This window comes from Amycolatopsis sp. NPDC045836, assembly GCF_056431745.1.
In genome coordinates this window covers 244344-259239 of the sequence record NZ_JBWKKF010000009.1, presented here as the reverse complement: position 1 = coordinate 259239, position 14896 = coordinate 244344, and the positions used below count along the sequence as shown (strand labels likewise).

Genomic DNA, 14896 nt, shown 5'->3' with positions numbered 1-14896 from the left:
CCGATGCTGTCCACGGGTCAGCTGCTCGCCGAGCGCTACCGGCTCACCAGCCGGATCGCGGTCGGCGGCATGGGTGAGGTCTGGCAGGCCAGCGACACCCGGCTCGACCGCACCGTGGCGGTGAAGGTGCTCAAGGCCGAACTCTCCGGGGACGCGGAGTTCCTGCACCGCTTCCGCACCGAGGCCAGGACCACGGCCTCGCTGAACCACGCCGGCATCGCCGCGGTGCACGACTACGGCGAGACCGTGGCCGACGAGCTGAGCATCGCGTACCTGGTGATGGAGCTGGTGGAGGGCGATCCGCTGGCGGCCATCCTGGCCAAGCAGGGGCGCATCTCCCCGGAGTTCACCCTGGACCTGCTCGAGCAGGCCGGGCGCGCGCTGCAGGCGGCGCACGAGCGCGGGCTGGTGCACCGGGACGTCAAACCGGGCAACATCCTGGTCACCCCGGCCGGTCAGGTGAAGCTGACCGACTTCGGCATCGCCAAGGCCGCCGACGCGGCCCCGGTCACCCGCAACGGCATGGTGATGGGCACCGCCCACTACATCGCACCGGAACAGGCCCTCGGCCACGACGCCGAGCCCGCCAGCGACGTCTACTCGCTGGCGGTGTGCGGTTACGAGTGCCTCGTCGGCTACCGGCCGTTCCTGTCCGAGAACGCGGTGACGGTCGCCATGATGCACATCCGCGACATCCCGCCGCCGCTGCCACCGGACGTGCCGCCCGGGGTGCGGGCGCTGATCGAGGCGACGCTGGTCAAGGATCCGCGGCAGCGCTACAACAACGGCGGTGAGTTCGCGAACGCGGTGGCCGCGGTCCGCGCCGGGCGGCCGCTGCCCGCGCCGCTGGGCCTCGCCTCGGCTTACGCACAGGCTTCCGGCCAGCCGATGCCGGTAAACTCGCACGCGCCGGTCGGTCCCGTCTCGCACCCGGCGCTCCAGCCGGTGCCGCCGCCTGCTCATCCGGCGGGCCCGGCGAGCGGTGTCGGGCCGATGGTCCCGCCCCGGCGGCGCAGTCACACGGGCTGGTGGATCCTGCTGGCGCTGGTGGTCGTCGCGGTGCTGGTGGCGGCGGCGCTGGTGGTTCCGAAGCTGCTCAGCGGCTCCGGGCGCGACGCACCGTCGGGGAACGTCGAGACCAGCGAGCCGGTGGGTGAACCGGGGTACGAGCCGACGGTGCAACGGCCGGCGAAGCCCAGCGCCGGGCCGCCGCACCACACGCCCCAACCGGGGGACGGCGAGAACGAGAACGGAGACAACGCGACGGAGGGTTCCGTGCGTTCACCCGGAGACGACGGCTTGCCAGGGATGATGGACCCAACATGGATGGAACGGAACGGCACGCACCGATGAGCACACCCCGACTGCTCTCCAATCGTTACGAGCTCGGCGACACGCTCGGCTACGGCGGCATGTCCGAGGTCCACCATGGGCACGACGTCCGCCTCGGCCGCGAGGTCGCGATCAAGATCCTCCGGGCCGACCTGGCCAGGGATCCCCAGTTCCAGGAGCGGTTCCGCCGGGAGGCGCAGAACGCGGCGGCGCTGAACCACCCGGCCATCGTCGCGGTCTACGACACCGGCGAGACGCAGACCGAGTACGGGCCGCTGCCCTACATCGTGATGGAGTTCGTCTCCGGGCGCACGCTGCGCGACATCGTCAAGACCGAGGGTCCGATGTCGCAGAAGCGCGCCATGGAGGTGATGGCCGACGTCTGCGCGGCGCTGGACTTCTCGCACCGGCACGGCATCGTGCACCGCGACGTGAAGCCGGCCAACGTGATGATCACCACCAGCGGCGCGGTCAAGGTGATGGACTTCGGCATCGCCCGCGCCATCCACGACGGCCAGTCGGCGATGACGCAGACGGCCGCGGTGATCGGCACCGCCCAGTACCTCTCGCCGGAGCAGGCACGCGGTGAGTCCGTCGACGCCCGCAGCGACGTCTACGCCGCCGGGTGCGTGCTGTACGAGCTGATCACCGGGGAGCCGCCGTTCACCGGTGACTCCCCGGTCGCGGTGGCCTACCAGCACGTGCGGGAGGACCCGAACCCGCCGTCGTCGGTGAACCCGGCGGTGTCCCCGGAGCTGGACGCGGTGGTGCTGAAGGCGCTGGCCAAGGGCCCGGCGAACCGGTACCAGTCGGCTGCGGAGATGCGCTCGGACATGGTCCGCACGCTGTCCGGCCAGCACCCGCTCGCGCCGATGGTGATGTCGGAGGACGAGCGCACGCAGGTGATGAACAGCCGTCGCCCGGCTGCCGCCTACGACGACGGCTACAGCGGTGGCGACGGGTACGACCCGGTCGCCGAGGACCGCGCCAGACGGAGCAAGCGCAACAAGATCCTGGCCGCGCTCGCCGTGGTCGGCGTGCTGCTGGTGGCCGCGGTGATGTACTTCGCCGGCGTGTTCGACGAGAAGAAGGAACTCGTCGCGATCCCGCCGGTCACCGGCCAGCAGGAAGCGCAGGCGATGGACGCGTTGCGCACCGCCGGCCTGCAGCCGGAGCGGGAAGAGGTCATCTGCTCGGCCCCCCGGGCGGGCACCGAGCCGCCGTGCAGCAGCGACGAGATCAACAAGGTCGTCTCGACCAATCCGCAGGTGGGCTTCGAGGTGGCCAAGGGCTCGGTGGTCAAGGTGCAGATCGGCACCGCGCCGAAGAAGGTCAAGGTGCCCGACCTGGTCGGCAAGGAGCAGGGCCCGGCGGCCGACGCGGCCAAGGAGGCCGGGTTCGAGATCGACCCGAACATCGAAGAGGTCGAGACCAAGGACCCGAACGAGTACGGCAAGGTCATCGAGCAGAACCCGCGGTCGGGCGTCGAGGCCGAGCAGGGCACGGCGATCAAGCTGACCGTCGGCAAGCGGCCCAACCAGGTGCTGGCGCAGAGCCAGGTCGGCAAGAAGTACAGCGAGGCGAAGAAGGCGCTCGAGGAGCTGAACCTGAAGGTGACCCGCAAGGACGTCACCTCGGACAAGCCGAAGGAAGAGGTCGTCGCGCAGAACCCGGTCGGCGGCACGGTCGACGAGGGCACCACGATCACGCTCGAGGTATCGACCGGGGCGAAGGAGCAGATCTCCATGCCGGACCTGCGGGGGGCGACCCTGGAGCAGGCGAAGAAGGAGCTGCGGGAGGCCGGCTGGAGCGGTCAGCTGGTGACCCTGGAGGACGAGGTCAACGACGAGGACCTGGAGGGCAGGGTCACCAACAGCGACCCGTCCGGTGGCACCACGATCACCAAGGACCAGACGATCACCGTGTTCGTCGGCAAGCAGAACGGCAACGGCGGCATCCCGTCGATCCCGGGTGTACCGGGCGGGAGCTGACGCCAGACGGAGGAAGGGCCCCGCCGGTTTCCGGCGGGGCCCTTCGTCGTTCCGGTGGGACCGCCTCAGGCGATGGCGGCCTTCTGCAGGGCGCGGGTGGTGGATTCGAGGTCGCGCACGGTGTGGGCGGGCACGGGGTGACCGGCACCGGCCATCCAGTTGGCGAGCATCCGGTGACCGCCTTCGGTGAGCACGGATTCCGGGTGGAACTGCACGCCCTCCAGCCGCAGCGAGCGGTGGCGCATGCCCATCACGATGCCCGACTCGGTCCGCCCGGTGACCTCGAACTCGTCCGGGATGGTGTCCGCGAGCACGGTCAGCGAGTGGTACCGGGTGGCGGTGAACGGGTCCGGCAGCCCGGCCAGCACACCGGCGCCCGAGTGGCCGACGCGGCTGGTCTTGCCGTGCAGCAGTTCCTCGGCCCGGTCGACGGTGGCGCCGAAGGCGACCCCGAGCGCCTGGTGGCCGAGGCACACACCGAGCATCGGCAGGTCCCGCGAAGCGCACTCCCGGACCACTTCGATGCTCTGGCCAGCGCGTTCCGGGGTGCCGGGGCCGGGGGAGACCAGCACGCCGTCGAACTCGCCGAGGCGGGAGACGTCCACCACGTCGTTGCGCCACACCGTGCAGTCGGCGCCGAGCTGAGCCAGGTACTGGACCAGGTTGTAGACAAAACTGTCGTAGTTGTCGACGACGAGCACGCGCATGCGGCCAGCTTAACCGCTGTCCACCTGGTGGACGGGTACGCCAGATCACAATGAAAGTTAGGCTGGCCTTACCTTACCGTGGAAGCGTAGGCCCCTCCTGCGACTCGACCGAGAACGAGGTAAGTGCATTGAGCCGTCCACTGCGTGTGGCGATCATCGGCGCCGGCCCGGCCGGCATCTACGCCGCCGACATCCTGGACAAGTCCGATACACCCACCCACATCGATCTCTTCGAGCGCATGCCGGCGCCGTTCGGGCTGATCCGCTACGGCGTGGCCCCCGACCACCCGCGCATCAAGGGCATCGTCACCGCGCTGCACAAGGTGCTCGACCGCCCCGGCATCCGGCTGATCGGCAACGTCGACTACGGCACCGACCTCAAGCTGGACGAACTGCGCGAGTTCTACGACGCGGTCATCTTCTCCACCGGTGCCTCCGCCGACCGCCCGCTGGACATCCCCGGCATCGACCTGCCCGGCAGCTACGGTGCCGCCGACTTCGTCTCCTGGTACGACGGCCACCCCGACGTGCCGCGCACCTGGCCGCTCGAAGCGACCAGCGTGGCGGTGCTCGGCGTCGGCAACGTGGCGCTGGACGTGGCCCGCGTGCTCGCCAAGACCGCCGACGAACTGCTCAGCACCGAGATCCCGCCGAACGTCTACGACGGGCTCAAGGCCAGCCCGGTCACCGACGTGCACGTGTTCGGCCGCCGCGGTCCGGCGCAGGCCAAGTTCACCCCGATGGAGCTGCGTGAACTGGACCACTCCCCCAACGTCGAGGTGATCGTCGACCCCGAGGACATCGAGTTCGACGAGGGCTCGATGACCGCGATCCGCTCCTCCAAGCAGATCGACATGGTGGTCAAGACGCTGCAGGAGTGGGCGATCCGCGACTCGCGCAACCGGCCGAAGCGGCTGCACCTGCACTTCTTCCACTCCCCCGCCGAGGTCCTCGGTGACGGCGGGGTGACCGGCCTGCGCACCGAGCGGACCGAGCTCACCGGCGACGGCAACGTCCGCGGCACCGGCGTGTTCCACGACTGGGACGTGCAGGCGGTCTACCGCGCCGTCGGCTACCTGTCCTCGCACCTGGCCGAAATCCCGTTCGACCACCTCACCGGCACCGTGCCGAACCAGGCGGGCCGGGTCCTCGACATCGACGAGAACCAGGTGCCCGGCGTCTACGTGACCGGCTGGATCAAGCGCGGCCCGGTCGGCCTGATCGGGCACACCAAGGGCGACGCGGCGGAGACCATCGCCAGCCTGCTCGCCGACGCCGACACGCTGACCGGCGCCACCCGCAACGAGCCCGACGCGATCATGGACTTCCTCGTCGACCGCGGTGTGCCGTTCACCACCTGGGACGGCTGGGGCAGGCTCGACGCGCACGAGCGCGCGCTCGGCGAGCCGCAGGGCCGCGAGCGGGTGAAGGTGGTCGAGCGCGAGGAGATGCTGCGGGTCAGCCGCGGCTGATCACTGCACCGCGACGTCGTTGAACGGGAGCATCGGCTCCACCCACGGGAACACCACGAACATCAGCAGGGCGATCACCGCCAGCACCAGCACCAGTGCGGTGATCGCCCGCACCGCCACCGGCCCGGGCAGGCGCCGCCAGATCCAGCCGTACATCACGCCTCCCCGATCGCCTTGAGCAGTTCCGGATAACCCGCACCCGGCGCCTTGGCCAGCTGCTTGACCAGCGCGCCGTGGATGATCAGCCGCTCGCGGTCGGAGAACTGCGGGTGGCAGGTGGTCAGGGTGACCAGCGGCGCGCGCGACGCGGGCGGGGTCGCGCTGTCCGCGTGGTAGGGCACCGGCGCGACCGCGTCACCGCGGTCCGGCGTGACGATCCGGCGGCCGACGGTCTCCTGGTAGTCCGGCACCTCCCGCAGCGTGGGCACGCCGGCGCACTTGGCCTCGCGGCCGCGGCCCTCGGCCCAGCCGGCCAGCTCCTCGGCCTTGGGCAGCATCCGGTAGACGAAGAAGTCGGTGGCCGTTTCGACGACGATCGCGTCGCAGGATTCGAGCAGGTCGAGGTCGTTGAACGGCGCACCCTTGCCGACCCGGTGCCCGGCGACGGCGAAGTTGCCCGGCTCGCCCGGCCAGGCGGTGCCCTTGTAGTGCCCGGGTCCGACCTCCAGCGCGTCCGCGCCGACGCCCTCCTGGACGGTGAACCGGTAGTCCGGCCCGAACGCGGGGATGTAGAGGCGGGCGAACGCCTCCCCGTCGGCGGGGTCGAGGTGGAGCTGCCGCTGCGGTCCGGCCCACCGGCCGTCGAGCGAAGCCTCCGCGTCGGCCTGCTTCTCGGCGGAGAACCAGTCGGTCACCACCAGCTCGTAGGTGACGAACAGCAGCACGACGATACCCAGCGTTATCAAAACTTCACCGGTGGTGCGAACCGCCGTTCGCCAGCGCGGGTCACCGCGTTCGGCCGTGCTGACCGGGCCGGAATCGGGCCCGACGAGCTTCCGCTCGCCGTCGGACACCGCCACAGGGGCTCCTCTCAAGCCAAACTCGGCCGGACGGAGTAGTCGTCCCCCGTTCTTGCCCGGCCCCGATTACGTTAACGTGTTGGGGTGGCCCTGGTTGCGCACCGGCCACCCGAACGAGCCCATGAGCAGCGAGGACTCCGATGCCCAAGTCCAAGGTCCGCAAGAAGACCGCCTACACCCCGCCCGCCGACCGGCGCACGCCGGTCAAGGTGCGGGCGGCGGGTCCGTCACCCTTGATCTACAAGATCGTGATGTTCGGCCTGATGCTGCTCGGGCTGGCCTGGCTCGTGGTGAACTACCTCGCCAGCGACAAGATCACGTTCATGGCGGAGCTGGGCAACTGGAACTTCGCCATCGGTTTCGCGCTGATGATCTCCGGTCTGCTGATGACGATGAGGTGGCGTTGATCCGGCCGAATGGCGGCTTGACAGCGAATTACACCCGTGTGACTAGTCCCCATTGTGGATAAGCCCTGTGGATAACCAGTCGGCAAGCTGGGCACCGAGGCCACTGCTCGTCGGGGTCGGCTGGCTGCTCGCCGCCCTGGCGACGGCGGCGGCCGTGCTCACCGGCCTGTCCGGCGACCGGGCCGGACCGGTGCTGTTCGGCGTGGCGGCGCTGGCACTGGCCGGGTTCGCGGCCAACGGCAGCGCGATCCGGCCGAAGCTGAGCGCGGACACGCGCGGGGTCCGGGTGCGCACGCTCACCGGCGACCACCGGCTCGAGTGGTCGCAGGTCCGCGTCCGGCTGGTGAACACCCGGCGGCTCGGCCGGGAGGTGCCCACGCTGGAGATCGAGTGCGAGGACATCCCGCCGCACCTGCTGGTGCTGGGCTGGCTGGAGCTGGGCACCGATCCGCGTGACGTGCTGGACGTGCTGAGCGCGCTACGCGCCAGAGGGTAGCTGCGCCGGGTCCTGGCAGATGATCTCCTGGGTGCTGCGCACCACGCCGCACACCTGCCCGGCCAGCTGCGCGTCGCGGACCAGGATCAGCGCCGCCAGCGCGATCGCGACCAGCACCAGCGCGATGACCTGGTAGGGCAGCTGGTTGCGCTGCGGGGCGTAGACCAGCGCCGCCACCGCCACCGCCCCGACCACGAAGCCGCCGAGGTGGCCGAGGAACGAGATGTTCGGGATGGAGAAGGTCAGCACCAGGTTCAGCCCGATGGTGACCAGCGCCATCGTCGGGTTCAGCTTCAGCCGGAACACCGCGATCAGCACACCGCCCATCAGCCCGAAGATGGCGCCGGAAGCGCCGACCGTCGGCTGGCCGACGTCCCCGAGCACGAACTCCGCCGCCGAGCCGCCGAGCAGCGACAGGAAGTAGACGGCGAGGAACCGGCCCCGGCCGAGCAGCACCTCCACGTCCCGCCCGAGCACCCACAGCGCGAGCATGTTCATCGCCAGGTGCAGCAGGCCGAAGTGCAGGAACCCGGAGGTGACCAGGCGCCACCACTCGTCGAAGAAGGTGATGCCGTACGGCCACAGCGAGCCCTGGGTCATCAGCTCGGCACCCGAGTTGTTCATCGGGTTCTGCGCCTGGACCGCGGTGGCGAGGAAGACCAGCACGTTCACCGCGATGAGCACCGGGGTCACCAGCGGCTTGCGCACCCGGGCACCGGCGACCGTGCGCGCGCCGTACCCGGCGGCCCGGTACTGCTTCCGCCGGCTGCGGTCCTGGACCTGACCGGCCTGCACGCAGTCGACGCACTGCGAGCCGACGGAGGCCTCCCGCAGGCAGTCGGGGCAGGCCGGCCGGTCGCAGCGCACGCAGCGCAGGCCGGTCTGCCGCTTGGGGTGCCACCAGCAGGTGGGCAGGGCCTGCTCGTGGGCGGGACCCGAAGGCGGGGGATACGGGGGCTGAGTCACGATGTGTCCAACTTACCCGCATCCACCCCCTGCTTCAGCGTCGTGCGATCAGCCGAGCGAGATCCGCTCGATCACCACGTCGTTCAACGGGCGGTCGGCGGGCCCGGTGGCGGTGTGGGCGATCTGGTCGACCACGTTGCGCGAGTCCTGGTCGGCCACCTCACCGAAGATGGTGTGCTTGAAGTTCAGGTGGGTGGTCGGCGCCACGGTGATGAAGAACTGCGAGCCGTTGGTCCCGGGGCCCGCGTTCGCCATGGCCAGCAGGTACGGCTTGGTGAACTGCAGTTCCGGGTGGAACTCGTCGCCGAACTTGTAGCCGGGGCCGCCGCGGCCGGTGCCGGTCGGGTCACCGCCCTGGATCATGAAGCCGTCGATCACCCGGTGGAAGATCGAGCCGTCGTAGAACGGGCCGGAGTTCTCGCCCTTGGCGTTCGGCTGGGTGTAGTCCTTGCTGCCGTCGGCCAGGCCGGTGAAGTTCCCCACGGTTTTGGGCGCGTGGTCGGGGAACAGGTTCAGGTGAATGTCGCCGTGGTTGGTGTGCAGCGTCGCCTTGCGCACGCCACCGGCGGGGGATCCGTTGCTTTCGGTCACGGGGCCAATCGTGCCATCTGCGGCGGGATCCGCGGAAAAGGGGCACGATAGGTTAAGGGGAACCAGACAGATGCCAAACGTAACGACGGAAGGACAAGGCCATGACCCGGGCCTCAGAAGCGGTGGGTGAGTCGGTGAAGACCGGGCTGTCCACGGCACGCAAGCGCGCTGTTGAAGCCGGAACCCAAGCCGCTCAGGTGGCCGAGCTGCGGCTCGCCGAAGGCGCCGAAGTGGCACGCAAGGAAGGACGCCGGGCCAGCAAGAAGCTGGCGAAGCAGGCCAAGAAGACCGGCAAGGACCTGGCGCGCAGCTCCAAGACCGCCCGCAAGGAGGCCGCCGAGCGCCTCGCCGAGATGCGCAAGCCCGGCCGCAAGGCCAAGAAGGCCGCGATCAAGGCAGCGAAGTCGGCAGGCCAGTCCAAGCGACGCGGCAAGAAGGACTTCAAGGCCGCGAAGAAGGACTTCAGGGCCGCGCTGATCGAGGCGAAGATCGCCGCCAAGGGCGACAAGAAGCGCCGCAAGTGGCCGTGGCTGATCGGGATCGCCGTGGTGGCGGCCGGCGCCGCGCTCGCCATGCGGTCCAAGCCCGAACCGCCCATCGCTCCCGCTCCGCCGCGCACCGGCGGTGACGGCAGCAAGCCGCAGACCCCGCAGGCCGCGCCGACCCAGCAGGCCGCGCCGACGCCGCAGCAGAAGCCCTCGGCCACCCCCGAGGCGCCGAAGGCCGCGGCCAAGCCCGCTCCCGCGCCGACCCCGGCGCCGGGCAAGACCGCCACTCCGAAGGCGCAGGGCGCCAACGGCCAGCAGGCCCAGCGCGCCTCCGGCACGGAGAAGAAGAACTGATCAACGCGTGAAAAGGGCCCCGGGACGTACCCCCGGGGCCCTTTCCGATCAGTCAGCGAGTCACGCGGTGGCGGCGTGCTTGTCGATCAGCTTGCCCAGGCGGGGCAGGGCCTCTTCGACGTTCTTCTTGCCGTTCGGGCGCAGCTTGCCGTAGACCTTCTTGATGCTGTCGCGGCTGCTCTTCTCCGCACGGGCGTCGGTCACGCTGAGCAGCGCGTCGGCGGCCTCGTCCGAACGGCCGGACAGGTAGGCACCGAAGTCGGCGCCGCCCTTGGCCCGGTAGTCGCCGTAGAACGGCTCGAGCGCCAGCGCGAAGTCGTCGAGCAGGGTGTCGACGGCGGCGGGGATGATGCCCGGCTTGATCTTCTTGACGGCCGCGTAGCCGGTCTTGACGACCGCGCCCGAGACACCGCCCTTGTCCGAGACCTCTTCGTCAACCAGGTTCTGCAGGTCGGTCACGACAGCCGGACGACGACCGGAGTCAAGCAGGATTTCCTTCAGGGTTTCAGCCACGGCTTCATATCCTTCATGTGAATCGAATTAACCGACTGTGTCCAGCCTTCACGCCCGGTAGCGACCGGCGTTTCCGGCTGACTGTGCGCGAGTCCTCGACGCCTGCGCGTGGCGGCCAGGGTAATACAAGATCAATTTGCGCCGGTGAGTGGGAACCCGTATTGCTCACAGGCCCAGTGCCGCGATAGCTTGCTTGGCCACCTCGCGGGCCTTCACCGTCTGCCCCTGGTTCGTCGTGACCACAACGGCGTTGCCGCCCTTGGCCACCGCGTACACCGCGCCCTCGCCGATCGGCTGCATGCCGCCCCGCCACCCGGCGGGCTGGTCGGCCGGGTTCGAGGTGGCGATCGGCGCCGCCTGATCGACAACGGCCTCGGCCACCTCGGGTCCCCCGGTGTACACGCGGGTGGTGAGCTGCAGTTTCCCGTTGAGGGCGTAGAAAAAGCAGGCGGGCGGCTGGTCGGCGGACAGCCGCACCTTCAACACCCGTTGCCCGTTCGCCTTCTCCACGGCGGTGTCACCGAGGTACGGGCACGGGCCGTCCGCGACCGGCTCGGGCGAGGCCGGTGCCACCGGTGCGGCGGAACTGGCCGGCGGCTCCGGTGCCGGTGGCGGAGCGGGGGTTTCCGGTGCCGAGCAACCGGCCAGCAGGCCGAGCGCCACGGCGGCGGCGAAGAGGTGTGCGCGCATAGCCCGGTCAGTCAACCAGAACCGCCGGACTCTGCCAGGATGAGCAGGTGCTCACCCCTGACCAGTACCTCGGCGTGGTCGCGGAACGCGTGCAGCGGTCCGGCGGTCAGCTGCGGCAGATCCAGATCGGCCCGGTCAACGCCGTGCTCGGCCTGTTCACCGAGTCGATCATGATGTCGACGATGAACTACGCGGTGGTCGCCGCCCCGCTCGCGGACGTCACCGCCGCCGCCCTGTACGACTTCACCGGGCACGCCACCCAGCACGCCCGTGCGAACGTGGTCGGCACCATCGGCTGGACCGCCGCCTCGGTGGTGATCGCCGGACTGGTCGGCGAACGCGTCCACCCGGACGCCGTGCAGGCGGCCACCGCCAAACCGGGCAACCAGTTCGGCGGCGAAACCCGCATGGTCGCGGTCGACCTGTCCGGCGGGCAGACGCACACCTTCACCGGCAGCAAGGTCTGGGGCGCCGCGGTGCAGGGTTCGATCAAGGCCAAGGTGTTCTTCGTCTTCCCGCAGCCCGGGGAGGCGTACCAGCAACTGCAGTGGCAACAGCAGCAACCGGGTTACGGGCAGGCACCGCAACAGCAGTACCCGCCGCAACAGCCCGCGCAGCAGCCGTACCCGCAGCAGCAGCCCTACGGCCAGCAACCGGGCCAACCGCATCCCGGGCAACCGCAGCACCCCGGGCAGCCGCAACCGGGCCAACCACATCCCGGGCAACCGCAGCACCCCGGGCAGCCGCAGCCGGGCCAGCCGCAGCATCCCGGGCAGCCGCAACCTGGCCAGCCACCGCACCCCGGGCAGCAGTATCCCGGGCACCCCGGGCAGCCGCAGCAGTACCCGCAGCAGCCGTACCCGCCGCAGCAACCCGGGTACGGTCCGCCGCCGCGGGGTTACTGACCGAGCAGCGGCTGCCGGTCCACCGGCAGGGAATACCCCTCCTCCCAGGGGAAGTAGCCGCGCCGATCGTCGGTGACCACCTGCAGCGCGGGCACCGGCGACCGGAACAGGCGGTTGGCGTCGACCAGGTACGGCCGCGAATCGGGCACCGGCACCAGCGTGGCGCGGTGGATGCGCTCGTCGAAGGCGACCAGCTGGCCCGCGCGCAGCCGCTCGCCGCCGACCACCCGCGCGGCCAGCTCGTCCAGCATCACCGCGGTGTTGTCCGCGCCGAAGCCGAACATCAGCAGTTCGGGGTGGTCCAGTTCGCTCAGGCCCACGGTGTAGCCGAACGGCGCGCCCTCGGCCGCCCAGCCGTCCACGTAGCGGACCGCCCACCCGGAGATCCGGATGAACTCCCACGTGCGGTCGTCCTCGTCGAGAATGGTGTTGTTCAAGACGCACCCCCGGAATCAGGCTTCGAACTTTTGTTCGATGCTACCGCGCACCACCGACAGTTTTCGAGCACTCACTGGACATAAAGTCCAACGTCTGTACATACTGTCCAAGTGACTGCCGACGCCGTGCTCCACGCCCTGCGCCCCGTGCTCGACGGGCTCGCCGCGACCTTCGGCCCGAACTGCGAGGTGGTGCTGCACGACTACCGCAGGCGGGACGCGTCGGTGGTCGCGGTCGCGGGCGGGGTCACCCAGCGCGCGGTCGGCGGGGCGATGAGCGAGATCGGCCTCGGCCTGCTCGCCCGCGGCAAGAACGCCGAGGACCAGCTGAACTACGTCACGCGCACGGCCACCGGCAGGCTGGTCAAGTCCTCGACCATGCTGCTGCGCGACGAAGCCGGCGAGGTGTTCGGCGCGCTCTGCGTCAACGTCGACATCACCGAACTGCGGCACACCGCCGTGCTGCTCGGCGAGCTTTCCGCGCTGGACGCCATTCCCGACGACACCACCACCTTCACCAACGACGTCACCGAGTTGATCCGCGCGGTGGTGCAGGCCGAGGAACTCAAGCTCGGCCGCCCGGTGGACCGGCTCTCCCGCGCCGAACGCCTCGAACTGTTCCGCGCACTGGACGAACGCGGGGTGTTCGGGTTGCAGAAGGCGATGCCCGAAGTGGCTGCCGCGCTGGGCATCTCCCGCGCGTCGGCGTACAGCTACCTGACCGAAATACGGAAATCCGGGGAGAACTGATGGTCACCATCGACGACGTCCGTGCCGCGGCCGCGAGGCTGGACGGCCGGGCCAACCGCACACCGGTGCTCACCTCGCGCACGCTGGACTCCCGCACCGGCGCCGAAGTCCACCTCAAGGCGGAGAACTTCCAGCGCGTCGGCGCGTTCAAGTTCCGCGGTGCCTACAACGCGATCGCGCAACTCGGCGAGGCGCAACTGGCCGCGGGCGTGTGCACGCACTCGTCCGGCAACCACGCGCAGGCCGTCGCGCTGGCGGCCCGGCTGCTCGGCACCAAGGCCACCATCCTGATGCCGCACGACGCCCCTGTGTCCAAAGTGGATGCCGTGCTCGGCTACGGCGCCGAGGTGCGCCGGTTCGACCGCTACACCGAGGACCGGTTCGCCCTGTGCGAAGAACTGGCCCAGGACAACGGTTACGCGTTGATCCCGCCGTTCGACCACCCGCACGTGATCGCCGGTCAGGGCACCGCGACGCTGGAATTCCTCGACGAGTGCCCGGAACTCGACGTGCTCGTCGCGCCGATGGGCGGCGGCGGGCTGATGGCGGGCGCGGCCACCGTGGCGAGCGCGCTGCGGCCGGAACTCACCCTGATCGGCGTCGAGCCCGAAGCCGGTGACGACCAGAAGCAGTCGCTGGCCAAGGGGGAACGCGTGGTGATCCCGGTGCCGCAGACGGTGGCCGACGGCCTCGCGCTGCCGTCGCCGGGCGTGCTGAACTTCGAGATCAACCGGCAGCACGTGCGCGAGATCGTCACGGTCACCGACGCGCAGATCGTCGACGCGATGCGTTTCCTCTTCGAGCGCCTGAAGATCGTCGTCGAGCCGAGCGGGGCGGCGGCGGTCGCGGCGCTGCTGGCCGAACAGGTGCGGCTGCCGGGCAAGCGCGTCGGTGTCATCCTGTCCGGCGGCAACATCGCCGCCGCCCGGTTCGCCGCGCTGACCGGCTAGAGCCAGCCGCTGCCCATCGGTTCGATCACCCGGTGCAGCTCACCGGCCCAGTCGGCCTGGTCCACCGCGCGGTAGTCCACCCGCAGCAGGTTGGTCAGGTCGCGGCCGCCGGTGAGCAGCCCGGCCTTCTTGTCCGCTTCGAGCACCACGTCCATGCCGTCCGGCCCGGCGACGAAGCTGACTTCGAGCTGCTTGAGCCGCGGGTACCGGGGCGAGCCGCGGAACTCGATCTCCTGGTAGAACGGCAGTGTCTGCCGGGTACCGCGGAGGTACCCGGCTTCCACGTCCGCCGAGTGCAGGTGGAAACCGAGGCTCTCCACCGCGGCCAGCAGCACGTGCTGCGCGGGCAGCGCGCCGACGCCGATCGGGTCGTTGTCGGTGGCGTCGAGCGCACCGGCGATCTCCAGCGTGGTGCGCACGGCGACGGTGGTGCCGGGCAGCTGCCGGTAGTCGTAGAAGTTGATCGGGATTTCCAGCGGTGCGGGCAGCCGGAACGGCAGCTCGATCGTCTGGCGTGGCGCGAGCGGCACCCCGCGGCGGACGTCGGTGCGCCCGAAGGTGCGGTGGACGTCGATCTCGCGGTCGTCGGCTTCGTGCTCCACGCGCGTCACGAATTCGACCAGCACGCCCGAGATCTCCTGCGGCACTTCCCCGCCGCGCAGCCGGATCACCCCTTCGATCACCCCACCCGGTTGGACCCCGGGGGTGAACAGTTCGGTCTCGACCTCGGCCCCGCCCACTCCGACGGCGGCGAGCAGCTTCTTGAACATGCCGCGAGTCTTCCCACAACCCGGCTCGCTGTCCACGATTCGCGGCAGGTGTACTGGC

18 protein-coding genes are annotated in these 14896 nt (G+C 70.1%); 9 read left to right on the top strand and 9 right to left on the bottom strand.

All coding sequences use genetic code 11. The features are described from left to right. The first annotated feature begins 3 nt into the window (after window positions 1–3). Together AC07EG_RS19855 and pknB are read left to right on the top strand one after the other, a co-directional pair. The gene (locus AC07EG_RS19855; protein ID WP_478254584.1) at window positions 4–1353 is read left to right on the top strand and encodes a serine/threonine-protein kinase; all 1350 of its coding nucleotides are present in this window, start codon (window positions 4–6) and stop codon (window positions 1351–1353) included. After that, complete coding sequence (pknB, locus tag AC07EG_RS19850; RefSeq protein ID WP_478254583.1) at window positions 1350–3323, top strand: Stk1 family PASTA domain-containing Ser/Thr kinase; 1974 nt, start codon at window positions 1350–1352, stop codon at window positions 3321–3323. Before AC07EG_RS19855 ends, pknB begins: the two co-directional genes overlap by 4 nt. A 65-nt stretch (window positions 3324–3388) precedes the next feature. Here pknB and AC07EG_RS19845 read toward each other — a convergent pair whose 3' ends face one another. Beyond that, window positions 3389–4030, bottom strand: coding sequence for an aminodeoxychorismate/anthranilate synthase component II (locus AC07EG_RS19845; RefSeq protein ID WP_478254582.1), 642 nt, complete (start codon window positions 4028–4030; stop codon window positions 3389–3391). Between the two features lie 155 nt (window positions 4031–4185). Here AC07EG_RS19845 and AC07EG_RS19840 point away from each other — a divergent pair, with 155 nt between their 5' ends. Continuing rightward, the gene (locus tag AC07EG_RS19840) at window positions 4186–5502 is read left to right on the top strand and encodes a ferredoxin--NADP reductase domain-containing protein (protein WP_478254688.1); all 1317 of its coding nucleotides are present in this window, start codon (window positions 4186–4188) and stop codon (window positions 5500–5502) included. Here AC07EG_RS19840 and AC07EG_RS19835 read toward each other — a convergent pair whose 3' ends face one another. Further along, the gene (locus AC07EG_RS19835; RefSeq protein ID WP_478254581.1) at window positions 5503–5658 is read right to left on the bottom strand and encodes a hypothetical protein; all 156 of its coding nucleotides are present in this window, start codon (window positions 5656–5658) and stop codon (window positions 5503–5505) included. Then, the gene (locus tag AC07EG_RS19830) at window positions 5658–6521 is read right to left on the bottom strand and encodes a class E sortase (RefSeq protein WP_478254580.1); all 864 of its coding nucleotides are present in this window, start codon (window positions 6519–6521) and stop codon (window positions 5658–5660) included. Before AC07EG_RS19830 ends, AC07EG_RS19835 begins: the two co-directional genes overlap by 1 nt. A 140-nt stretch (window positions 6522–6661) precedes the next feature. On the opposite strand from AC07EG_RS19830, the gene crgA reads away from it, so the two are divergent. Then, window positions 6662–6928: a cell division protein CrgA gene (gene crgA / locus AC07EG_RS19825; protein ID WP_478254579.1), complete on the top strand. Its 267-nt coding sequence runs from the start codon at window positions 6662–6664 to the stop codon at window positions 6926–6928. A gap of 67 nt (window positions 6929–6995) precedes the next feature. Continuing rightward, window positions 6996–7424, top strand: a complete 429-nt coding sequence (locus AC07EG_RS19820) for a PH domain-containing protein (protein ID WP_478254578.1) — start codon at window positions 6996–6998, stop codon at window positions 7422–7424. Here the strand turns inward: AC07EG_RS19820 and AC07EG_RS19815 are convergent. Then, window positions 7407–8390, bottom strand: coding sequence for a rhomboid family intramembrane serine protease (locus AC07EG_RS19815; RefSeq protein ID WP_478254577.1), 984 nt, complete (start codon window positions 8388–8390; stop codon window positions 7407–7409). The two genes, AC07EG_RS19820 and AC07EG_RS19815, sit on opposite strands and share 18 nt — an antisense overlap. A 48-nt stretch (window positions 8391–8438) precedes the next feature. Continuing rightward, a complete protein-coding gene (locus AC07EG_RS19810) occupies window positions 8439–8990 on the bottom strand; it encodes a peptidylprolyl isomerase (RefSeq protein ID WP_478254687.1) in 552 nt (183 codons plus the stop codon). 92 nt (window positions 8991–9082) lie between these two features. Here AC07EG_RS19810 and AC07EG_RS19805 point away from each other — a divergent pair, with 92 nt between their 5' ends. Next, window positions 9083–9823: a hypothetical protein gene (locus tag AC07EG_RS19805; protein WP_478254576.1), complete on the top strand. Its 741-nt coding sequence runs from the start codon at window positions 9083–9085 to the stop codon at window positions 9821–9823. A gap of 60 nt (window positions 9824–9883) precedes the next feature. On the opposite strand, the gene AC07EG_RS19800 is transcribed toward AC07EG_RS19805, so the two are convergent. Both AC07EG_RS19800 and AC07EG_RS19795 read right to left on the bottom strand, forming a co-directional pair. After that, on the bottom strand, window positions 9884–10336 hold the full coding sequence (locus AC07EG_RS19800; protein WP_478254575.1) for a DUF6918 family protein: 453 nt from the start codon (window positions 10334–10336) through the stop codon (window positions 9884–9886). Window positions 10337–10501: 165 nt separating this feature from the next. Further along, window positions 10502–11026, bottom strand: a complete 525-nt coding sequence (locus AC07EG_RS19795) for a DUF2020 domain-containing protein (protein WP_478254574.1) — start codon at window positions 11024–11026, stop codon at window positions 10502–10504. Between the two features lie 47 nt (window positions 11027–11073). Here AC07EG_RS19795 and AC07EG_RS19790 point away from each other — a divergent pair, with 47 nt between their 5' ends. After that, the gene (locus AC07EG_RS19790) at window positions 11074–11931 is read left to right on the top strand and encodes a hypothetical protein (protein WP_478254573.1); all 858 of its coding nucleotides are present in this window, start codon (window positions 11074–11076) and stop codon (window positions 11929–11931) included. Here the strand turns inward: AC07EG_RS19790 and AC07EG_RS19785 are convergent. Continuing rightward, window positions 11925–12368, bottom strand: a complete 444-nt coding sequence (locus AC07EG_RS19785) for a DUF4262 domain-containing protein (RefSeq protein ID WP_478254572.1) — start codon at window positions 12366–12368, stop codon at window positions 11925–11927. The genes AC07EG_RS19790 and AC07EG_RS19785 overlap by 7 nt on opposite strands. A gap of 111 nt (window positions 12369–12479) precedes the next feature. Here AC07EG_RS19785 and AC07EG_RS19780 point away from each other — a divergent pair, with 111 nt between their 5' ends. Both AC07EG_RS19780 and AC07EG_RS19775 read left to right on the top strand, forming a co-directional pair. After that, window positions 12480–13118 carry a helix-turn-helix transcriptional regulator gene (locus AC07EG_RS19780; protein ID WP_478254571.1) on the top strand — a complete coding sequence of 213 codons (639 nt, stop codon included), beginning with the start codon at window positions 12480–12482 and terminating at the stop codon, window positions 13116–13118. Beyond that, the gene (locus tag AC07EG_RS19775; protein ID WP_478254570.1) at window positions 13118–14068 is read left to right on the top strand and encodes a pyridoxal-phosphate dependent enzyme; all 951 of its coding nucleotides are present in this window, start codon (window positions 13118–13120) and stop codon (window positions 14066–14068) included. Before AC07EG_RS19780 ends, AC07EG_RS19775 begins: the two co-directional genes overlap by 1 nt. Here the strand turns inward: AC07EG_RS19775 and AC07EG_RS19770 are convergent. Then, on the bottom strand, window positions 14065–14838 hold the full coding sequence (locus AC07EG_RS19770) for a sporulation protein (protein ID WP_478254569.1): 774 nt from the start codon (window positions 14836–14838) through the stop codon (window positions 14065–14067). The two genes, AC07EG_RS19775 and AC07EG_RS19770, sit on opposite strands and share 4 nt — an antisense overlap. Window positions 14839–14896: the final 58 nt, after the last annotated feature.